The 21526-nt window shown below is 69.9% G+C and carries 14 protein-coding genes, 2 tRNA genes and 1 pseudogene; 9 read left to right on the top strand and 8 right to left on the bottom strand.

The features are described 5' to 3' along the window. Positions 1 to 76: 76 nt before the first annotated feature. Complete coding sequence (locus tag AB0B85_RS15775; RefSeq protein ID WP_357407720.1) at positions 77 to 925, top strand: LysR family transcriptional regulator; 849 nt, start codon at positions 77 to 79, stop codon at positions 923 to 925. A 68-nt stretch (positions 926 to 993) separates the two neighbouring features. Here the strand turns inward: AB0B85_RS15775 and AB0B85_RS15770 are convergent. Continuing rightward, a tRNA-Lys gene (locus AB0B85_RS15770) sits at positions 994 to 1060 on the bottom strand. 59 nt (positions 1061 to 1119) lie between these two features. Then, complete coding sequence (locus AB0B85_RS15765; protein ID WP_357407718.1) at positions 1120 to 4194, bottom strand: VWD domain-containing protein; 3075 nt, start codon at positions 4192 to 4194, stop codon at positions 1120 to 1122. A 283-nt stretch (positions 4195 to 4477) separates the two neighbouring features. Between AB0B85_RS15765 and AB0B85_RS15760 the strand changes: the two genes are divergently transcribed. After that, a complete protein-coding gene (locus AB0B85_RS15760; protein WP_357407903.1) occupies positions 4478 to 6142 on the top strand; it encodes a Na+/H+ antiporter in 1665 nt (554 codons plus the stop codon). 39 nt (positions 6143 to 6181) lie between these two features. Here the strand turns inward: AB0B85_RS15760 and AB0B85_RS15755 are convergent, their stop codons facing one another. Both AB0B85_RS15755 and AB0B85_RS15750 read right to left on the bottom strand, forming a co-directional pair. Continuing rightward, complete coding sequence (locus AB0B85_RS15755; RefSeq protein WP_357407716.1) at positions 6182 to 8455, bottom strand: DUF4132 domain-containing protein; 2274 nt, start codon at positions 8453 to 8455, stop codon at positions 6182 to 6184. Continuing rightward, positions 8455 to 8763 (bottom strand): hypothetical protein, encoded by a 309-nt coding sequence (locus AB0B85_RS15750; RefSeq protein ID WP_357407714.1) that lies wholly within the window; start codon positions 8761 to 8763, stop codon positions 8455 to 8457. Before AB0B85_RS15750 ends, AB0B85_RS15755 begins: the two co-directional genes overlap by 1 nt. A 109-nt stretch (positions 8764 to 8872) precedes the next feature. Between AB0B85_RS15750 and AB0B85_RS15745 the strand changes: the two genes are divergently transcribed. Together AB0B85_RS15745 and AB0B85_RS15740 are read left to right on the top strand one after the other, a co-directional pair. After that, positions 8873 to 9340 carry a TspO/MBR family protein gene (locus AB0B85_RS15745; protein WP_357407712.1) on the top strand — a complete coding sequence of 156 codons (468 nt, stop codon included), beginning with the start codon at positions 8873 to 8875 and terminating at the stop codon, positions 9338 to 9340. Between the two features lie 169 nt (positions 9341 to 9509). After that, positions 9510 to 11090, top strand: coding sequence for a sigma-70 family RNA polymerase sigma factor (locus tag AB0B85_RS15740; RefSeq protein ID WP_357407710.1), 1581 nt, complete (start codon positions 9510 to 9512; stop codon positions 11088 to 11090). A 111-nt stretch (positions 11091 to 11201) separates the two neighbouring features. Here AB0B85_RS15740 and AB0B85_RS15735 read toward each other — a convergent pair whose 3' ends face one another. After that, positions 11202 to 11630: a carboxymuconolactone decarboxylase family protein gene (locus AB0B85_RS15735; RefSeq protein ID WP_357407708.1), complete on the bottom strand. Its 429-nt coding sequence runs from the start codon at positions 11628 to 11630 to the stop codon at positions 11202 to 11204. A gap of 211 nt (positions 11631 to 11841) precedes the next feature. Next, positions 11842 to 12714, bottom strand: coding sequence for an SDR family NAD(P)-dependent oxidoreductase (locus AB0B85_RS15730; protein WP_357407706.1), 873 nt, complete (start codon positions 12712 to 12714; stop codon positions 11842 to 11844). Positions 12715 to 12908: 194 nt separating this feature from the next. Here AB0B85_RS15730 and AB0B85_RS15725 point away from each other — a divergent pair, with 194 nt between their 5' ends. Continuing rightward, positions 12909 to 13772, top strand: coding sequence for a helix-turn-helix transcriptional regulator (locus AB0B85_RS15725; protein WP_357407704.1), 864 nt, complete (start codon positions 12909 to 12911; stop codon positions 13770 to 13772). A gap of 508 nt (positions 13773 to 14280) precedes the next feature. Here the strand turns inward: AB0B85_RS15725 and AB0B85_RS15720 are convergent. Further along, positions 14281 to 14356, bottom strand: a tRNA-Lys gene (locus AB0B85_RS15720). 271 nt (positions 14357 to 14627) lie between these two features. On the opposite strand from AB0B85_RS15720, the gene AB0B85_RS15715 reads away from it, so the two are divergent. The 4 genes and pseudogenes from AB0B85_RS15715 (at position 14628) to AB0B85_RS15700 (ending at position 18234) form a co-directional block, all read left to right on the top strand. After that, a complete protein-coding gene (locus tag AB0B85_RS15715; protein WP_357407702.1) occupies positions 14628 to 15230 on the top strand; it encodes a DUF4956 domain-containing protein in 603 nt (200 codons plus the stop codon). After that, positions 15227 to 16048, top strand: a complete 822-nt coding sequence (locus AB0B85_RS15710; RefSeq protein ID WP_357407700.1) for a polyphosphate polymerase domain-containing protein — start codon at positions 15227 to 15229, stop codon at positions 16046 to 16048. The genes AB0B85_RS15715 and AB0B85_RS15710 overlap by 4 nt, the downstream gene beginning before the upstream one ends. Beyond that, a pseudogene (locus AB0B85_RS15705) lies at positions 16045 to 16515 on the top strand (chitobiase/beta-hexosaminidase C-terminal domain-containing protein); the annotation flags it as partial. The gene AB0B85_RS15710 and the pseudogene AB0B85_RS15705, both read left to right, overlap by 4 nt. A gap of 24 nt (positions 16516 to 16539) precedes the next feature. Beyond that, positions 16540 to 18234: a CotH kinase family protein gene (locus tag AB0B85_RS15700; RefSeq protein ID WP_357407901.1), complete on the top strand. Its 1695-nt coding sequence runs from the start codon at positions 16540 to 16542 to the stop codon at positions 18232 to 18234. A gap of 60 nt (positions 18235 to 18294) precedes the next feature. Here AB0B85_RS15700 and AB0B85_RS15695 read toward each other — a convergent pair whose 3' ends face one another. Continuing rightward, positions 18295 to 21279 (bottom strand): glycoside hydrolase family 3 C-terminal domain-containing protein, encoded by a 2985-nt coding sequence (locus tag AB0B85_RS15695; protein WP_357407698.1) that lies wholly within the window; start codon positions 21277 to 21279, stop codon positions 18295 to 18297. Between the last annotated feature and the right edge of the window lie 247 nt (positions 21280 to 21526).

Raw genomic sequence — 21526 nt, 5'->3', positions numbered from 1 at the left:
CCGTCCAAGACCACCTGGGTCAGGGACGATACCCTGACGGTATCGCCGCACCTCCGTGCCCGGCTAGGCTTCGCGAGTGGAGACACGAGAGCTGCGGTACTTCGTCGCCGTGGCCGAAGAACTGCACTTCGGCCGAGCGGCGCAACGCCTGGGCATCGCCCAGCCGCCATTGTCGCGGGCGATCAGTCAGCTCGAACGCCGGCTGGGTGTCGCCCTGCTGAAGCGTGACAGCCGCGCGGTGACCCTCACCGAAGCCGGTGCCGTCCTGCTGCACGAGGGACGAGCAGCGCTGGACGCTGTGGAAGCTGCCGAGCAGCGCACCCGCCGCGCAGCTCCCGCCGGCACTGGTCACGCCAGCGTCGTCCTGGCGACCAAGGCTGGCGCGTCAGGCGAGTTGCTCGCGAAGCTGCTGCACGCCTACGCCGCCGAACCTGGATCGGTCGACGTCGACGTGGTGCTGTGCGGCCCCGGCGAACAGGAACGACTGTTGCGGACCGGCCGTGCCGATGTCGCGATCCTGCACCACCCGTTCGACGACCTGACCGGTTTCGACACCGAGGAACTGCTCACCGAGGGCCAGGTCGCCGTCCTCCCGGCCGGCCATCCCCTCACCACCCGCACGAGTGTGCAGCTGAACGAGGTGACCGACCTGCCCGACCTGCCGCTACCGCGCTGGCCCGGCGTGGACGGCAGCTATCCCGACGGCCCGGGCCCTGAGGCGCAGAGCCACTCACAACTCTTCCAGCTGGCCGCCCTCGGCCGGACCTTGCTGGTGCTGCCTGACTCGGCCAGATCCCAGTTGAACGACGATCTCGTCGCCGTGCCGATCGTGGACGCGCCGGACGTCACCACCGTCATCGCCTGGCCCCCGCACAGCCGTTCCCGAGCCGTCGCTGATCTTGTCCGGGCCGCCCTCCGCCGCTAGCGCACCGCGACCGCGTACCCGAAAAGGCCCTGACCTGGTGTGAGCCGCCAGGTCAGGGCCTTGATCGTTGGTGCCAGGGACTCGAACCCCGAACCCCGCGGATTAAGAGTCCGCTGCTCTGCCAGTTGAGCTAGCGGCGCTCGCCGACAACGGGACGAGACGGTGGCACGCCCGGCCGCCGCCCCGAACAAGCATTACCGCAGCGTCAGCGTGACCTGCCCGGTCGCGGCCCCGGACGGGTCCACCACCAGGGCGTACGTGCCGGAGGCCGGCAGCACTGTCGGCCCGATGTCGCCGGCCCCGTTGACCACGCAGCCGCTGGTGATCGGGCTGCCATCGGGGGCGCGTAGCTCCAGTACGCCGCACTGGTCGGGTAGGTCGGAGGCGGTCGCGGTCAGCCGCACCGACGTGCCGGCGCTGGCGGTGAACCGGTAGGTGGTGACCGCGCCGGGTTGGTCGACGGTGGCGACGACCTGCGGCCCGCCGACGGTGATCGTCGCCCCCCGGTCGCGGCTGCTGACCAGCCGCAGTGTGGTCGCGCCGGTGTCGCGTCCGGTCGCGTCGACCACCACTGTGTACGTCCCGTCGGCGGGCAGCAGCGTGCCGTCGATCTCGCCGACGCCGTTGATCACGCAGCCGCTGTGCAGCAGTCGGCCCTCGGTGTCGCGCAGTTCCAGCGGGGAGCACTGGTTGGGAAGTGTGCTCGTGGGCACCTCGACGAAGACGCGCTCACCCTGCCTCCCGGTGAACCGGTACCGGGCCCGCGCGCCGGGCTGTTCGAGCGCCGCGGTGACCGCCGGGCCGTTCGCCTGCAGCGTGCCGTCGACGTCCCGAGCCGCGTACACAGCGACGGCGGCTCGTCCGGTGTCGCCGGGGGCGGCGGTGACCCGGACGGTGTACGTGCCGGTGGCGGTGAGGTCGACGCGGTCGATGTGCCCGACGCCGTTGATGTTGCAGCCGCTCGCGATCTCCCGGCCGGTCGGGTCGATGAGCGTGTACGGCGAGCAGCGGTTGGCGATCCCGGGCGCGGTGGCGTCGACGAAGACGGCGTCACCGGCCCGGCCGGGGAACGTCAGCGGCGCCCCGCCGGGGGGCAGGCTGGCGGTCGCCACGGGCACGGCGGTGATCGGCGTGGTGGCGGGCGGGACGACCCGTTCGGTGGTGGCGCCGGCCACCGCGAACTCGGGTCGGCCGCTGACCGCGACGTCGAAGACGCACTCGGTGAGTTGGGCGGGGGCCGTGACGCCGGCCCACCGGCAGATCTGCTCGGCCGTGGCGCGGCGGGCCGGGTCGAGGTCGCCGACCGTGACCTCCCGTTCGGGGAAGGAGCGATCGGTGAACGTGCCGGTGTCCTGCCCGTCGTCGTAGTGCAGCAGCGATCGGTCCGGGGTGATCCGCCAACTGTCCGCGTACGTCGGGTAGAGCTGCGCGAACGGCACCGGTTGGGTGAGCGCGGTCCCGGAGGAGGACGCGATGTCGTCGGTCGGGTCGCCGTCGAAGTCGCCGAGCAGGCCGCGTACCTTCCCGGCCCGGCCGTCGGCGAGCTTGACCAGCACCCGGTAGCCGTAGTGGCCGATCTGGTCCACCGCCGCCGCGGAGCCGTCCGGCCACGTCACGTCGTACCCGTCGGTGGGCCCGGTGTCGGAGGGACGGCGGGTGAGGGTGCCGCCGCCGGGCAGGTCGGTGCGTTCCGGCGGCGCGGCAAGTGGTGCGCCGTCGACGTGCGCCCGGGTGCCGCCGTCGGTGAGCGTGAGCGCGACCCGGTGGGCGCCGACCCGGAACGCGACAGCCGAGTTGACCGAGGCGGCCCGGCTGCCGGCCATCGGCGCCTGTCGGACCTGCACCTCCAGCGGGTCGTTGCCGGTGGCGGTGACAAGCGTGAACTCGCCGACGGCCTGGAAGTCGTAGGCGACCCGGTCGAACGTGACCAGGTGCGGGTCGCCGTTGCTGCCGCCGCAGTTCGCGCCCTCCTCGCAGAGTTTCACCGGACCCTTCTGCGGGGGCGTCTTCTTCGCCGGTTTCCTGCACTCGTCGAGGTTCTTCGGCAGCTGCTTCCCGTCGTACTCGGTGCGTGGCGGCAGTCCCTTCGCCGTCCGGTAGCGGTTCTCCGCGAGTGTCGCCTTCACCTCGGCGGTGCGGATGCCGGTGCCGCCGCAGTCGCCCTGCGGAACCTTGCCCTGGGAGATGTCGTCGGCGTGGTTCAGCTCGTGGTAGAGCGCGGCGCAGGGGTCCCGGGACACGCCGTCCCCGTACGGGTCGACGGAGGTCGGATTCCAGGTGACAGTCGAGGAGCCCTTCCCGTCGGGGCTGTCCGGGGTCTCGAACGCTCCCGAGCCGCCGGGGGTCGGAATGATCCGAACCCGGGGAGACTTCTTGTCCCGCAGCCGTGGCAGCAGGCCGGACGGGTCTCCGCCGGGCGCGGCGAACCCCTTCAGGCAGTTGTCGACAGCGCTCTGGAAGTCGACGCCGCTGACCGGCACGCCACCGGTCGGGTCGACAGCGTAGTCGGCCCGGGCCGGTCGGGACCCGCCGACGACAAGCGCGCCGACGGACACCAGCAGCAGGGCTACGGCGGCGGTCGGCCGACGGCGGCGTGTCCGCAGCAGGACCATCACCAGCGCGACACCGAGCAGCGCCAGCAGCAGCCCTCCCCCGGCCAGCCACAGCCAGCGCCGTCCGCCGCCGCCGTCGCCAACGGTGAAGGTGACGGTCCGCAGTGTGGTCCCGCCCGCGCAGAGGCTTGTCGCGCCGGTCACCGGCAGTGGCAGGTAGCCGGCGGTCACCTCGTACCGGCCGGGTGCGCCGACCGGCCAGAGCGTGTCCAGGCCACCGCCGTCCGGGGTGGCGGCCACCGAGCGGAGCAGCACCGCGTCGGACGTGTCACCGTCGTGCAGGCGTACGCCGGTCAGGCTCACCGTCGTTGCCGCACCGGCTTCCACGGTGGTGAGACCGGCGGTGGCGGCAGCACCGATGCCGTCGTCGTGGAAACTGCGGGCCAGCGTCGGCGTGAGGTCGCGCCCGTCGAGGCGTACCCCGGTCACCTGGACGGTGCCGACGGCGCTGGTCGGCAGCGCGCACGCCGCGTCGGTGGTGTTCGTGACAGTGAGGTCGAGACGGACCTGGTCGCCGGCCCGGTAGACGGCCTGGCCGGGCCGCAGGGCCAGGCCGAGGCCGCCGTCGGCGGGGGCCGCGGCGGCGCTCACCGTGCCGGCGGCCAGGGCGCTCAGCAGTACGGGAAATGTGGCCGCGAGTCGCACCGTCCATCTCATGGTGCGGACTGTAGGGGCGCGACGGCCGGTCTCCGCACGCTCTGTCGGGGACCGGTCCCAGCCGTGACGGTGACGTACCGGTAGTGGTCGCCGACGCTGGGCACGGTGGCCGCAATGCAGCAGCCGGCCAGGCCCGGTTGATCAAGCGGGTAGGCTCGTTACCGCTGCACGCTGCGCTGCCCGGCACCAACGGCGCCGGACGGCCGGCTCGGCCGCAAGCCCGCAGTGGCTCCGAGGAACCTCGCGTCGATCCAGGGGAAGTAACCAGGTGAGCACCCATTCGATGCTGCTGTTCGTGCTCGCCGCCGTCGCGGTCATCGTCGCCGTCCGGTGGGTGGCGGCCCGTACCGGTCTGCCAGCGGCGGCGCTTCTGCCGCTCATCGGCATCGCGTACGCGCTGCTCCCCGGCCCCAACGTCGGCCTCGACCCCGACCTGGTGCTCATGATCGTGCTGCCGCCGTTGCTCTACAGCGCGGCGCTGGACTCCTCACTGCTGGACATCCGCCGCAACCTGCGGATCGTGGTCAGCCTGTCCGTGCTGCTGGTGCTCCTCACCGGGGTGCTCGTCGGCATCGGGTTCCACCTGTTCGTCGCCGGGGCGACGCTGGCCGCCGGCATCGCGGTCGGTGCCGCCGTCGCGCCGCCCGACCCGGTGGCCGCCCTGGCGGTGGGCCGCCGGGTCAACCTGCCACCGAAGATGGTCACGATCATCCAGGGTGAGGGGCTGCTGAACGACGCCACCGCGCTGACGATGCTCAGCGTCGCGGTGGCGGCAGCCGTGGGTGGCGAGTTCTCGTTCCCGGGAGCCGTGGCGAAGTTCCTGCTGGCGGCGGTCGGCGGAATCGCCGTGGGCGCCGCCGTCGCCTGGGTCGTTCGCCTGGCCCGACCGTTCACCGCGGACCCACTGTTGGCGAACGCCGTCTCCCTCGCGACACCGTTCGTGGCGTACCTCTTGGGCGAGGAACTGCACGTCTCCGGGGTGCTCGCCGTGGTGATCGCCGGGCTGATCGTCGGCCACCAGACGCCCCAGCTCACCTCGGGCGCCGCCCGGCTGCAGACCAGCGCGGTGTGGCGGCTTGTCGACTTCCTCCTCGAAGGCTTCGTCTTCCTGCTGATCGGTCAGCAGCTTCCCGAGGTCGTCAAGAACCTGCGGCAGTACGAGACCTCGACGATCGTCATCGCTGTCGCGGTCTCGGTCGGCGTGGTGCTGCTCCTGCGCCCCGCCTGGCTGGTGCTGACCCAGTCCCTCCCCCGCTCGCTGCACACCCGACTGGGCGGCATCTCCGAGCAGGACGACCCCGACGAGCCGGCCAGCGCCCGACAGGTCGCCCGCGCCGACCGCAACGCCCGTCGGCTCTCGCTCCGCGAGGTGACGGCGCTGAGCTGGTCCGGCACCCGCGGCGTGATCAGCCTGGCCGCGATCTTCACCCTGCCGCTGACCACCGACAGCGGCGCGCCCTTCCCCGACCGTGACCTTCTGCTGTTCTGCACCTTCGTGGTCGTCCTGGTGACGCTCGTCGGGCAGGGCCTGACGTTCGCGCCGCTCGTGCGGAAGCTGGGGCTTCGCGCCAACGAGACAGACCAGGCGCGGGTACGCAACGAGGCCCGCTCGGCGGCGGTCGAGGCCGCCCTGGCCCGCCTCGACGAGGTCGCCGCCAGCGAGCCGGACAGCGCGACGGCGGTCAGCACCACCCGTACCCAACTGCTGGCCCGACTGGCGCGCTACCGGGGACGGCTCGACCTTCTGGAGCAGAGCGACTCCTCCGAGATCCCCACCTCACCGCAGTACGAGACAGCACTTCGGGTCCGCCGGACAGCCATCGACGCGCAGCGCGAGGAACTCGTACGCTGGCGCGACTCCGGCCGACTCCCGGACGAGGAGCTCCGCATCCTGGAACGCGAACTCGACCACGAGGAGCTGCTGCTCCCGAAGCGGGCATCCAGGTGACAGCGCCGTGGCCTCAGCCGGGCGCCGTCACCTGCCGCCTCACAGTTGGCGCAGGATCACCGGGTCCTTGATCTTCTTGTCGGCCGCGAGCAGCAACGCCTTGCTGATGATCTCGGCGAGCCGGCTGTCACCCTCGAAGGGCAGGAACATCTCCGGCTCCTTCGCCTTCGCCGAATCCGGAATGATGCACAGGTACCGGTCCTCCGGGGCGATCAGGATGTTGCCCGAGCCGCAGTGGATGCGGTACGTGTGCAGGTCACCCCGGACTTCGAGGAACCGGTCGGTGACCGTGCACCGGCTGCCGATCGCCAGCCGGGGAATCAGCTCGGCCAGCACCTCCCGGCGGGTCTGGGCCGTCGGGGTGAGGTCACCGAAGCTGTTCTGCGACCAGTAGTCGCGGTAGCGGCCCTGCGGACCACCGTCGAACCAGTTCGGGTCGTTGCCCACCCCGGCGGCGGCCACGAACAGGTCGACGTCGCGCATCACCTCGCTCAGCACGACCGGCGGAATTTCCTCCAGCGGCACCGGTGTGCGCCCGTCCCTGGCGAACCACAGCTGGTCGGTGACCATGGTGTCGAACACCCCGTCGACGGACGCGTCACTGATGCCGGCGATGTTCAGCTCGGCGCGCAGCCCCCAGTCCGCAAGCGCCACCCAGGGCGCGTCGTAGCTGGCGCCGTTGTCGCGGTGCTGGACGTACGACCAGCCGCGCCGGGACAGCAGTGCGTTGAGGCGCTGCTGGCGCACGATGTGCGCGGCGAACCGGTTGGAGTACGTGCCGGTGGCCCGCTCCGCGTCGGTCAGCAGGTACTGCTCGCGGTGTGCCTGTTTGAACGGCTGGGTGATCGCGTGCCGGGCCAGGAAGTCCCGCCAGGCTGGTGCCGAGGTCGGGTCGTCCACCGGATGCCAGAGTCGGACCGTCGCGTCGGCGGTGGGCTCGAAGACGGTGTCGTCCGCGGTCCGCAGGGCGTCGCCGCTCCAGCAGCAGGCGACGCCGTCCACGGACCAGATCAGGCGGCGGGCCAGGGTTCGGGCCAGCGGATGGTCCAGGAACCGCTCCCGCCACTGCTCGACGGTCCACGTACGGTCGCGCCGCAGCAGCCCCTCCAGGCGATCACGGGTGGCGATCAAGGTGACGCCGACGTCGGTGACCGTCGCCTTCAGCTCCTTCAACTCCTCGCCGTGCTCCTTGCGCACCTGCGCCGGAGGGGCCTTGACCACCTTGCCGTCCGCGTTGCGCCACACCACTACAGCGTCGATGCCGCGCACCTCGAGCTCGTACGCGCAGTCGCCCAGCTTGTCGGCGAGCGGCAGCCCGAAGCCGGGCAGGGCCATCTCCTCGACGTCCTCGCGGCCGACGCCGAGCGCTTCGGCGTGCTTGGTCAGGCCCTTCTCGACGATGCGGAGCGTGCTCTTGTAGGTCAGTCGCGACGCCAATCGCGCCAGTTGCGCGAGGGCGGCGGGGTGCTCGGTGTCGACGAGCACCGCGACCGCGACGTTCGCGAGCTTCGGGCTCGACGGACCGTGCCCGGGAACCTTGCGGGCGGCCCGTTCCGCGATGTGGCCGAGGCTGCGCAGGGTCTCCTCCGACGGCGGGCACATCGCCCGCATCCAGAGCAGGCCCCACAACACCCCGACGTTGTGGCGGTCGGCCAACCGCGGCGGGAAATCGTCGATGTGACCGGGGCAGCACGTGGTCATCCGCAGCGGCAGACTGCGTGGCAGACCCACCAGCGGAAGCCAGTCGTCGAGCCGATCGGTGAACTCGTCGACGCCGACCGCGTCGAGCAGGGCCCGGGCACTCTTCTGCCAGGCGGCCGTCGGTCGTGCCTTGTCCGCACCGAGCAGGCAATGAGAAAGCAACGCCTGCCACCGGGATCGGCGCTCCTCCGACATCGCCTCGATGTCCGCGATGGCCCGGTCAGCCCACTTCTCGCCGACGTTGACGGTGGGCCACATCGCCGCGTCCTCGTCGCCCATGTCGCGGAACGAGAACTCGATGCGCGTACGACGCCAGGTCGCCAGGGCCGCCGGGTGCGAACGCCCAGCGAGGTACTCGGTTCGTAGCGACTCCCGGGTGAATGTCACGAGCAACGTGCTCCACCTACCGAATCCCAGCCATGCCTGACCGCCCAGTCGGTCCAACCACCCCGATCCGGTCAAGCCGCCGCCCGAGAGCAGAGCGCGGATCCGCCCGTACAACTGGTTGCTGTCCTGGCCCGGCACCGTCCATTCGTCGAACAGCGCCTGCCGCACAGGCACCGGTTGCGCGGCGAGGAGTTGCAGGTCCAGTTCCGAGTCGTAGGTGCCCATCAGCCACCCACCAGCGGCACGAGCTTCAGGAAGGTGACCCGGGACCCGGCGTGCAGGCGGACCTTCTCGTCCAGGGCGGTCACCTGCCGGTCGTCGACAAGCACCACGAAACGGTTACGGGTGAATCCCTCGAGCGCCACCCGGGTGCGTTCCTCGGGGTCGACCTGCGCACCGGACTCGGCGACCTCCAGGAATGTCCGTCGACGGATCAACTCGTCGAGACGGAGTGTCTCCTCGAAGACCTCCATGGTCCACTCGGGCCCGCTCGACGCTCCGGTTGTTTGCTCGACGACTGTGATCAACGGCATGGCGCAGAGACTAATCGAGCACTCCGACACGTATTTCGCGCTCGTCCCCCGCCCGATGACCGTTGACCGGGCGGGGGTTGGCCCGGCGCAGGCCGGGTAGCAGAACCGCATGCGACTTCCAACTCTGGTCAAGACCGCGGCGGCTGTCGCCGCCACGGCCGCCGCCGGGACGGCGGTGAACGACACGAACAATCGCTGGTACCAGCGGCTGCGCAAGCCGACCTGGCAGCCGCCGCCCGTCGTGTTCCCGCTGGCGTGGACGCCGCTGTACGCGCTGATCGCGGTGGCCGGCGCCCGCGTGCTGGACCGCACCAGCGACGCCGAACGCGCCGCGTTCACCCGCGCCTACGCGCTCAACCTGGCTCTCAACTTCGGGTGGAGCGCGCTGTTCTTCAAGGCCCGCAAACCCGCGGTGGCGCTGGCCGAGATCGCCGCGCTCAACGCCTCCAACTTCGCGCTGCTCCGCCGCGCTTCGCGGGCCGACGGTATCGCGGCTGCCGCACTCGCCCCCTACGTCGCGTGGACGCTGTTCGCCACAGCCCTCAACGGCACCATCGTCCGCCTCAACAGCAACTGATGAACTCTGTGGTGCTCCTCGGCCGAGGGTTGGCGTCAGCCCTTCGCTGAGGCACCCTCCGGCCACCGCTCCCCAACCTTTGCGTAACGCTGCCAGTTTGTGTGACCTGGACGGGCGTCAACCAGTCTCCACGATGTAAGAAGATGCCCGTGAAGGCGAGGTTGTGAGCGTGACCGATCACGCGTACCCGAACAGGACCGACATGTCTGCGGTGGTGGACGCGGCACGCCGCGGCGACCCGGCGGCGATGGACGCGTTGGTCTCGCACTATCTGCCACTGGTGTACAACATCGTCGGCCGGGCACTGAGCCGGTCGGTGGACGTCGACGACGTGGTGCAGAACACGATGTTGAGCGTCGTGCGAGGGCTGGCGGGCGTACGCGATCCGCGGCTCTTCCGGTCGTGGTTGGTGGCCGTCACCATGAACGAGGTACGGGCCTACCGGCAGTACCAGCACACCACGCCGACGCCGCCGGAGGACATCGACAGTCTGGTCGTCCCGGGTTCCGACTTCGAGGACCTGACCCTGACGAAGCTTCGCCTGTCGGACGAGCGCCGGGAGGTGGTTCTGGCCACGCGCTGGCTGGACGACGACCACCGCCACCTGCTGTCCCTGTGGTGGCTGGTCGAGGCCGGTCACCTTTCCCGCGCCGACCTGGTCGATGCCCTCCAACTGGACCCACACCACGTGACCGTCCGCGTGGCCCGGATGAAGGCGCAGTTGGACACCGCCCGGCTGGTGGTGCGGGCTCTCTCCGCCCGGCCCGGCTGCGCAGGCCTGATCGACACGGCCTCCGACTGGGACGGTCGGCCCGCGCAGGTGTGGCGCAAGCGGTTGGCGCGGCACATCCGCACCTGCGGGCAGTGCCCGAACGCGACGTCGGATCTGGTTCCGGCCGAGCGGCTGCTGGCCGGCCTGGCGCTCACACCGCTCCCGACCGGCCTCGCGTCGGACCTGGCGCGCACGGCGTACACGGTCTCTGACGCGTCGCGGGGAGTCGCACCGACCGGCGCGCCTGTGAAGACCGCCGGGGCGCTGCGGGGCGTCACGTCCGCGAGGACCGCCGGGGTGGCGCAGCGGGCCGGCGTCGCGGCACTGTCCCTGCCCAAGGCCCTGATCGGTGCCTTCGCGGCGGCCGCAGTGATCGGAGGGGGTGCGATCGTCTTCGCCGGTTACACAGACGAGCCGAGGCAACGGCCGGTGAGCGCGACCGGCGTCCAGCCCTCCACCACGACCACCGAATCGGGCGATGAGACCACCGAACCCGCGTTCGCGTCGCCTTCCCCGACGGCGGTCACGGCGTCGCCGTCCACCTCGCGCGCGAGTTCCATCCCCACCAGGTCAGCCACGCCGACCAGATCGCCGACGCCGAGCACGTCACCGACGAAGGCGCCGACGAAGGCGGCCAGCGCGCCCGCCGGCGTGTCCGCCACGGAACAGCGGCTGCTGGTGCTGCTCAACGAGCGGCGCCGCGCGCTCGGGCTGCCGGCGGTCGCGCTGCGCACGACGGAGCACCGCGCCGCGGAAGAGTGCGTCAAGAAGAACCTGGATGCGGGCACGATGACGCACTGCGGCCATGAGGTCCTCTTCGCGTCCTCGGGGACCGCCACGCCCGAGGGGATGATCGAGGCCTGGTTCAACAGCCCCGATCACAAGACGGCGCTGACCTACGCCAGCTCCCGCTTCGCCGGCCCCGCCATCGTCTCCAACGGCAGCCGCCAGATCGCGGCCATCAACATCGACTACTGAGGCTTCCACAGCCAGGGTCGGTGCTCTGAACCGGCACTTCGTCCGTCTCATGGCGCTGGCCGGAAGGGACCAGGCCCGGTCCAACCGTACCGGGCCTGACCCCTGAACCCCTTACTTACCAGTGTCTGAGCGTTGCGGGTTCTCCGCGAAGACCTGGGCCGCGACCTGGTAGCCGTCGAACGCGCGTGCTACGCCAGCGTAGGCCGCGACCTGAAGGAAGACTTCGGCGATCTCTTCCTTGGCTGCGCCGGCGTTGAGCGCGATGCGAAGTTGACCACGGAGGGGCTCCAGGACCCCGAGTGTCGCCGCGATGGTGACGGACACCAGTGCCCGCGTCCGTGTATCTAGGTGCTCGGTGCGCGGCCAGACGTCGCCGAAGGCGTGCATCGTCGCGATCCGTTTGAAGTCTGCGCCGTTAGCTGGCTCACCAGGCGTGGCGCCAAGAAAGCGCTCCAAGCGGAAGCCCAGCAGACGCTCAGCAGTGTCCAGCGCGGCGGCGTACCGCGGGTCTGTCGGATGGTTCGTCGTCACGATAATCACTCTTCCATCTATAAGGACAAAGAAGGCGAGATCCGGCATTTCGAAGGCGACCGAGGATCGTCACCTCAGTCGAGCTGATCAAGTCGCATGTCGGGACCGGGCAGCGTCTGTGGGAGCCATGGCTGACGGCCGCTGGTCGGCCCCGGTGGCGGTTGCCGGGATCGGCCAGCCGACCGCCCCGCCTGTCACCCGAGACGGAGTCAGCGCATGGTCAGGAAATCTGCCAATCGATCGGATGCTCGCCCGGGCGCGGGATCAACGCAGTGAACAGCGGGCTGGGCTCTGCGAGGACGGCGGTACGGAACTCCGCCCAGTAGCCGTCGGTGCCCAGGATCTGCTTGGCCCTGGGAATGGCTGCCGAGTCAGGTGCGGAGTAGTAACGAACCTTGGCGTTGTCCCCGTCGACGGCGGCTCGGTACACGACGTCGGCGGTGATCGACGGGTCGGAGCCGGTTGGCGCGTTCTTGGAGAAGAACGCATCGATTCCAGCCTGATAGTCCGCAGGGACGTCCTGCGCAATGTCGATCTTCGTGAAGATGCGGGTCGAGTGCTGTCCGGGCAGGACGGCCTTGACCGCGATGCCGAAACCGGCCACCTCCAGGCTCATCCCCTCACTGAGGGCCGCCACGGCTGCCTTGGAGGCGGCGTAGACGGCGCTGTACGGATAACCCTGCTCGGCGGTCAACGAGGAGATGTTGATGACCGTTCCGGAGCGCTGGGCGCGGAAGATCGGCAGGAAGGCCCGACTGAGCGCGATCAGTCCGAACACGTTGGTCTGGAACTGCCGGTGGATCTGGTCCATGCTGCTCACCTCCACCGGCCCCATCTGGTAGAAACCCGCATTGTTGACCAAGACGTCGACCTGTCCGAACTGCTCCACGGCGGTCTGCGCGAAGGGCCCTGCCGCCTGCTCGTCATCGACGTCCAGCAACAGCGTCCTGACCCGCTGCAATCCGTCGTGCACCGTGAGGTCGGCCTCCTTGCGGACTGTCGCGACCACGTTCCAGCCTTCGGAGGCGAACTTCTCGACGATGGCCCGGCCTATTCCAGTTGCGGTACCGGTCACCACGATCGTTTTCGACATAGAGCGCTTCCTCACCTATTAGTTGGTCCCGCCCGGACATCAGTGCCCTTTCTGGGCTTTGCTGCTGTCCGGTCAGGGGGTGGCTTGCTGATGCGTCCTAGTCTCACCGTGGTAGGTCGGGCCGGCCAGGTTCGGTTTTTCATGGGAAAGACAGTCCCAGGTATCCGCCGAGGCCCGGGGGTAGATTGGGTTTCATGTCCAAGCGCCCGGAGTTCAGCGTGAGCAATCCGCTTGCCGAGTTTCTGCGGGCCAGTCGTGCACGTATCCGACCGGACGACGTCGGCCTAACCGACGGCGGCCGGCGGCGCCGCGTTCCCGGGCTGCGCCGTGAAGAGGTCGCTCAACTGGCCAATGTCAGCGCGGACTATCTGGCCCGGCTCGAGCAGGGACGCGTCACCACTGCGTCACCCGAGGTCCTCGACGCCCTCGCGGACGCGCTTGGTCTCGACCGCGACGGCCGCGAGTACTTGCACTCGATCGCAGGGCCGAAACAGCGCCCAGGATCCCGTACTCAGACCACGTCGCGGGTTGACCCGCAGACCCAGCGATTGCTCGATAGCCTGTACGAAGTTCCCGCCTACGTATTCGGCCGGAGACTGGACATCCTCGCCTGGAATCCCCTGGCCGCCGCCTTGTTCACCGACTATCGGGCGCTACCGGAGCGGCACCGGAACCTTATCTGGCTCACCTTTCTCGATCCAGATTATCGGGTAATGAACACCGACTGGGCCAGGGCCGCCCAGGAATGCGTCGCTTACCTACGCATGGAGGCCCGTAACTACCCTAGCGATCAGCGACTGGCTGAACTTGTCGGGACTCTCTCCGTCAAAGATGCGGACTTCCGCACATGGTGGGGCAGCCAGCAGGTGACCGGCGCCGCACTGCGCCGCAAGATTTACCAGCACCCGCTAGTCGGCCCACTCACCCTCGATTCGCAGCAATTCGACGTCAACGGCAAGTCCGACCAGCACCTCGTGGTGTTCACCGCCGAACCAGACAGCCCATCCCACGAGGCACTGAAGTTGCTCGCCCAGTGGGCGAACACGCCAGTGGCTTGAAATCCCCGTTCCGAAATGCCCTGCCTCAGATCCGGCATCGTGGTGGTAAACCCGACCCGTGGCCGGGTCGTGCGCGTCGTGATCAATCACAAATGTGGCCTGGGGCGGATGGAACGCGTGGAGAAAGCCGGCGGAGACGGCCGGCGGCCAGGGCCCCGGCAAGGTCATGAGGTGCCCGGCCTGATGTGGTCGGTGCAGACGCGCCCTTGCTGGTGGTAGCAGGGCAGGGATGGCCGGTTCAGGTGACCATCGCGGTTCCTACGCCTTGTCGATCGTCCGAAGTGAGCCATGCCGCCCTGCCATCAGCGCTGATCTCGACCGTGTCCGACCCACCGGCTGTCACCGTGCCCGAAGCCGCTTGAACGGCGCTCGCCGGCATCGCACCGCGTCCCACCGACCCCGGCCAGGTCCAACGGCTTCCGAGCACCCGCCGAGCCACCATCCGCCGCGGCCGTACACGAAGAAGGCCCTGACCCGGTGTGAACCACCAGGTCAGGGCCTATCTCGTTGGTGCGCCGCCAGGGACTCGAACCCCGAACCCGCGGATCAAGAGTCCGCTGCTCTACCAGGTGAGTTGGCGGCGCTCGCCGGCAACGGGACGAGACGTAACACCGCACCCCGCAGACGGCGGCGACCCGAGCCCGAAGGGCCAGCCGGGCCCGCAACCTCCGGGACGAGCATCACCTGCTCCGAAACTTTCGGCGGCGAGTCGAGAGCCGCACTCCCTTGTCGGACGCCGATTCCCTGCCTACCGCACTCTCAAGACATTGACACACACTGATGCCATCCTTACAGTCACCAGATATATACCGAAAGTTTACCGGAACCACCTGGTGACCAGGAGGAACCCCAGAGATGTCGCAGCTCGTCCTGTTCGCAATCGACATCTGCGCGGTGGCGCTGCTCGTCTTCGGGCTCTACTTCCCGCGGCACCGCCGGCGCGACCTGGTCGTCGCCTACCTGGGGGTCAACGTCGGCGTCCTCGCGGTGGCGAGCGCACTGAGCGCCAGCGACGTCGGGGCCGGGCTCGGGCTGGGTCTGGCGCTGTTCGGGGTGCTCTCCATCATCCGGCTCCGGTCGACCGAACTCGACCAACACGAGGTCGCGTACTACTTCTCCGCTCTCGCGCTCGGCATCCTCGGCGCGCTCAGCACCACCTCGGTCTGGCTCAGCGGCGGCCTGATGGCGCTCATCGTCGCGGTGATGTTCGTCGGCGACCACCGGCGGATGCTCCGGCACTACCGGCACCAGATCATGGTGCTCGACTCCGCCGTCACCGATCAGGTCGCTCTCGTCGCCCAGCTGGAGCAGCTGCTCAACGCCCGGGTGCACACCGCCACCGTGCAACGAGTCGACATGGTCAACGAGACGACAATCGTCGACGTCCGATACTCGGTTGCCGGGCGCAGCGGGGCGGCCAGGGCCACCAGACCGGCACGGGCCGGAGCGGCCCGATGACCCCGTCACCGCTGGCCGGGATCGCCCCGATCGCGCTCGCCGAACTGATGGAGCGGGCCGCCCTGCAGTGCCGGGTGGACCGCAAGTACGTGGTAGCGGTGGACGAGGTGCCGCACCTGCTGCACCAGCTCACCCCGTACGCCCGGGTGCTGGACATCGACGGCCGGCGCGTCTTCGCGTACGAGTCGGTGTACTTCGACACGCCGTGCCTGGCCAGTTACCACTGCGCGGCGTACCGGCGGCGGCGGCGCTTCAAGGTACGGACCCGCACCTACCTCGACTCCGCCCAGTGCTGGCTGGAGGTCAAGATCAGCGGGGCGAGAGGGCTTGTCACCAAGCACCGGCTGCCATACCTCGCCGAGGACCGGCACACCGTCCGGTCCGGGCGCGGGTTCGTGGAGGAGGCCCTCGTCCGGGAGTTGATCTGGCCCAGCCTCGCCACCAGCCCGCTTGATCCGGTGCTGACCACCAACTACCGCCGTAGCACTCTGCTGCTGCCAGCAACCGCGAGTCGAGTCACCATCGACACCGGGCTCACCTGGCAGGCCGGTGACCGCACCCTGCAGTTGCCAGGCATCGCCGTGGTCGAGACCAAGACCAGTTCGGCCGCCTCACTTGTCGACCGCATGCTGTGGCAGCGCGGGATCCGACCCGTCCGCATCTCGAAGTACGCCACCGGCCTCGCGGCGCTGCGCCTGGATCTGCCCGACGTGCCGTGGCGACGGACGTTGCGCCGCCACTTCCCTGCCCGCCCGCCGCTGGCGGGTCCGGCCTCGACCGTCCCCATCCGATCAGAACAGGAGGCATCGTGCTCATGACCGTCCGCAGCACCCGCGTTCCGGCCGGCTTCCGGGCCGCCGGGATCACCGCCGCCGCCATCCTCGTCGCGGGCCTCCTCGTGGTGTCCTCACCATCGGCCGGAGCCGAGCCGCTCGCCGGAGCCGAGCCGCTCGCCGGAGCCCACCCGATGGCCGGCGCACCCACCGGCCCCAATGCCGCCGACCCGGCCACCGGTTGGACCGGCACCGGCACGGACCGGGACACCGCGGCCGCCGATGCCCTTGCCGCGGCGGACGACCTGGTCGGCGACATCGTCTTCTCCGTTCCCAGCGGCACCTTCCAGGGCGAGGTGACGGTGACGCTGAGCAGCACGGTCGTCGGCGCGCAGATCCGCTACACCACCAACGGCACACCGCCCACCGCCCAGTCGTCGCTCTACTCGGGCTCGGCGCTGCGCTTCACCCGTACCACCCAGTTGCGGGCGCAGGCGTTCGTCGGTCAGACGCCCACGGGTGCGCCCGGCACCGCCATGTACGCCGCGCAGAACGTCACCACCGCCCACGATCTGCCGGTGGTGCTCATCGACTCGTACGGTGCCGGTCGGCCCGACCGCGAGTACCTCGACGCCACCGCCATGATCTTCGAGCCGGGTGCCAACGGCACCACCTCGCTGGCAGCCACCCCGACGGTCAGCACCCGGGCGGGTTTCCGGTTGCGCGGCAACTCGTCGGCCACATTCGAGAAGACGCCGTTCCGCGTCGAGTTCTGGGACAACGAGGACGACGACGCCGACTATCCGGTGCTGGGCATGCCCGCCGACTCGGACTGGGCGTTGCGCGGCCCGTTCACCGACAAGGCGCTGATCCGGGAGGCGCTCGTCTACGACCTCGGCCGGGAGATGGGGCTGCCCGCTCCGCGTTACGCGTTCGCCGAGTTCTACCTCAACACGGACGCGACCCCGGTGGGCGCCGGTGACTACCTGGGCGTCTACATGATCGTGGAGACGATCAAGAACTCCAAGGACCGTCTCGACCTCAAGCAGTTGGACTCCGACGACGTGACCCTGCCGAAGATCCAGGGCGGGTACATCTGGAAGTTCGAGTGGATGGCGGCCGAGGAGCCCACGTTGCCCTGCACCGGACCGGCCGCCACCTGCTGGAACTACCTCGAGGTGGTCGACCCGTCGCCGCTGCAACCGCAACAGCGCGACTGGCTGCGCGGTCACCTCCAGGAGTTCAACGACGTGCTGCACGCGTCGAACTTCGCCGACCCGACCACCGGTTACCGCAGGTACATCGATGTCGACTCGTTCGTCGACCTCATGATCGTCAACGAGCTGAGCCGGGAGATGGACGCGTACGTGCGCAGCTCCCACTTCTACAAGGACCGGGACAGCAAGATCTTCGCCGGTCCGCTGTGGGACTTCGACCTGAGCTTCGGCGTGGGTGGGTTCTTCGCGAACGACCAGGTATCGGGCTGGCAGTACCAACAGACCAGGCAGCCGTCGGCGAACGACTGGTTCGCCCAGTTGCTGCGGGATCCCGCCTTCGTCAACCAGGCCCGCTCGCGCTGGCAGACGCTGCGACGCGGCCTGCTCTCCGACACCGCGCTACAGGCTCGGATCAACGCGCTCGCCACCCCACTCACCAACGCCGCGCAGCGCAACTTCCAACGCTGGCCCAACCTGACGTCGCCGACGGTCAGCTTCTTCCGCACCCCGACCTCACCCACCTGGCAGGGTCAGGTCCAGGTGATGCAGGACTGGATGCTGCGCCGCGCCGCCTGGTTGGACTCCACCGCCGGCTGGGGTGGGTCCGTCACCACGCCGCCGCCGTCACCCACCACGCCGCCGCCCTCCCCGACGACACCGCCGCCGTCACCCACGACGCCGCCGCCGTCTCCGACCACCCCGCCGCCGTCGGCCGGCTGTACCGCCACGTACGCGCTGACCAGCCAGTGGACCGGCGGCTTCCAGGGCGAGGTACGGGTCACCGCGGGGACAGCGGCGATCAGCGGCTGGACTGTGACATGGACCTTCGCCAACGGGCAGAACGTCACCCAGGCCTGGAACGCGACAGTCACGAGTCAGGGATCCACCGTCACCGCCCGCAACGTCGCCTACAACGGCGCCCTCGGCGCGGGCGCCAGCACCACCTTCGGTTTCCTCGGCTCGTCCACCGGCACCCCCAGCACACCCACCCTGAGCTGTAGCGCGACCCGCTGACCAGGTCAGAGCGCCGGCCGACCCGGGCCGGGACGACTATCGTCCCGGCCCGGGTTGCGGTCACCTGATGGCGAAGTCGGCCAGCCGTAGCGGGGAGTCGAACACCAGGTACACGTCGTGGGTGCCGGCGGCGCGGGCCAACTCGGCGCTGACGCTTACGTACCGGTAGTCGTCGCCGGTGCTGGGCACGGTGGCCGTGCCGAGCAGCCGGCCGGTGGGCGAGCCCAGGCGGACCTGGATCGTGCCGGCGTCCGCGCTGGCCCTGGCGACAGTGGCGGTGAAGGTGTGGGCACCCGGACGCAGGGCGGAACCGGCGAACGAGATCCACTGGCCGGCCGCGGTGGCGCCGACGGAGGTGCCCTGTGCCTTCGTCTCGTCGACCAGCCGCACCCCCGCGTACCTGTCGAAGTTCTCCGCCCGGGTGGGCCGGGACAGGTCCCGGGCCGGCACTGTCTCGCCGCGGACCCGAACCGCGGTGCGGGCCCGGATGTCCTCGGCGGACGCCCCCACCATCAGGTCGTACGTGGACGACTCGACCACCCAGCGGCTACGGGTGACGTCCCAGTGCGCCAACTCGGCGGCGGGCAGCCGCAACGTCACGGTCCGGGTCTGCCCGGGTGCGAGTTGCACCCGCTGGAAGCCCTTGAGCTGACGGATCGGGGTCTTCACCCGCGAGGTGCGCTGGTGGGTGTAGAGCTGCACCACCTCGGACCCGGCCCGGCTGCCGGTGTTCGTCACGTCCACGCTCACCGTGATGGTGCCGTCGGCAGCGATCGGTCGGTCGCCGGTGCGCGCCTTGCCGTAGCGGAACCGGGAGTACGACAGCCCGTGCCCGAACGGGTAGAGCGGCTTCGCGGTGCTGTACAGGTAGGTCTGCCCGGACGAGATTATGTCGTACTCCAGCAGGTCCGGGGGCAGTTGGTTGTCGGAGCGGTACCAGGTCTGGGTGAGTCGGCCGGACGGGTTGCGGTCGCCGAACAGGACGTCGGCAACGGCGTGCCCGGTCTCGGCGCCCGCGTGGGTGGTCCACACGATCGCCGGGACGTGCTCCTGCTCCCAGGTCAGGGTGACCGGGTAGCTGGTCTGGAGCACCAGGACCGTACGCGGGTTGGCCTTGACGACGGCCTTGACCAGCGCCTCCTGGCCGGCGCTGAGGGCCGTGGAGGCGCGGTCGTGCGCCTCGCGTCCGTTGATGAACGGGTTGCTGCCCACCACCAGCACTGCGGTGTCGGCCGCCTTGGCCGCCGCTATGGCCCGGTCGATCCCGCTGCTGATCACCTCACGGCTGAAGTGGGTAGCTGCGGCCGGGGTGGACGCGCCGAGCTTGAGCGCGCCGTCCTCGCCGACAGTGACGTACTTTTCGGCGGCGAACCAGCTCTCCTTGGTCTCGTAGCCGACGTAGCGCAGCACCACCGTGCCGTCGTCCTGGGGCTCGAACTTGAACTGCTGCTGGACGTACCAGCCGTTCGGCTGCTCGTCGCGGGTGATGAACGGCCCCCAGTTGTAGCCGAGGTACCGACCGTTGGCGGCGTTGCGCAGCGTCACCACATCCTGGCCCCAGTCGACCGCGTCGAACTGGGCGACAAGTGCCGGGGTGGCGCCGGTCCCGAGGACCGGGTCGGCGTCGGTGGTGCCGGTGGCCGAGACGTACCGGCCGGTCGCCACGTCCTTCAGGGCGATCCGGTCCGCCCCGTCGAGCCCGCTGACACGTGCGGAGTTGCCCAGCCGCTCGCGGATCCCGTCCAGCGCGGTCACCTGGTACGGCAGGTCGGCGCCGTACCAGTCGGAGTAGAGGGTGTCGGCCAGCGGGCCGAGCACCGCCACCTTGCGGGTGCGGGCCGGGTCCAGCGGAAGCGCCTGTCGGGAGTTCTTCAGCAGCACCATCGCCGCACCGGCAGCCTGCCGGGCCAACCGCTGGTGTTCCGGGCTGTTGATGACGTCCGGGGTGATGCCGCCGTGGCGGCCACCGCCCGGGTCGAACTCACCAAGCCGGAACCGCACGTTCAGGATCTCCCGGATCCGAGCGTCGATGTCCGCCTCGGTGAGCAGGCCGGTCGCGAGCGCCTGCTTGAGGGCCGTCACCGTCGGTTGGGCGTTTGTGTCGTCGGTGATGAAGCTGTTGAGGCCGGCCTTGACGATCGCGGCGTTCGCCTCGGGCTGGGTGGCGTAGTACCCCTGGGAGGCGACGAGGTTGTTGGGGGCCCAGGCGTCGGTGACGTTCATCAGCGGCTGGTCGGTCCAGCCGCGTACCACAGTGGCCAGGTCTGGGTCCACAGTGGCGGGCCGCCCGTTCACCAGGTTGTACGAGGCCATCACCCCGGTCGCCGCGTCGGCGGCGATGGCCGGCTTGAACGCCGCCCGGTCGTACTCGTTGAGCACGCGGGGAGGCACGTTCGACGAGGTCACGTCGCGACGGACCTCGTTGTTGTACGCCAGGTAGTGCTTGAGCGTCGGCGCGCTCTTCAGGTGGTCCGGGTCCCCGCCGGTCATCCCCGAGCCGTACGCGGTGGAGATCTCGGCGGTGAGCAGCGGGTCCTCGGAGTAGCCCTCCTCGTTGCGGCCCCAGCGGGGGTCGCGCAGCAGGTTGACCACCGGTGCCCACAGGTTGAGACCCCAGACGCGCGGGTTCTGCGCGTGGTAGCCGCGCGCCTCGTCGCCGACGGCCGAGCCGACCCGGTTGATCAGGTCGGTGTCCCAGGTGCTCGCCATGCCCACCGGCTGGGGAAAGGTAGTGCCGCGGGCCTTGACGACAGCACCGTTGTTGTCGATGTCGGTCGACCAGGCGACCCCGTGCAGGGCCTCGGTGCCGGTCTTGAACAGGCCGATGCCCAGCCGGGGCACGGCCGGCTGGTACTGGTGCAGCCAGGAGATCTTCTCGTCCAGGGTGAGCCGGCCGAGCAGGTCGTCGACCCGGGCCTGCACCGGTAGGTGTGGATCTCGGAACGGGTAGGTGGGTTCGGCGAGGGCGGTGCCGGGAACGGCCGGTAGAGCCAGCAGGGCGAGCGCGAGCACGGCGATTCCGCGCCGAAGGCGCTTGTTCCCCATTTGCTTCTCCTCATGTCGTACGACCGGCGCCAAGGGGCGCCGAGACCGGCGCGGCCAGGCTCGACACCCGGCTGACGGGCCTGAACGACGGATCGTCGAAGCGCTTCGACGATGCCACCGCACCACCACGGTCAGGAAGGGGTGCGATTCGCGCAACTATAGGTGCGCATCTATGGCGGTACAAGGTCGGGCGCTGCGCGCTTCCGGTCGGTGTCTCATTGCCGACCATCGCGCCGACACCGAGCTG

The sequence above is a fragment of the Micromonospora sp. NPDC049044 genome, assembly GCF_040649215.1.
Classification (GTDB): Bacteria; Actinomycetota; Actinomycetes; order Mycobacteriales; family Micromonosporaceae; genus Micromonospora.
Note: the sequence above shows the minus strand (reverse complement) of the source record. Positions and strands in the feature narration are given on the sequence as shown.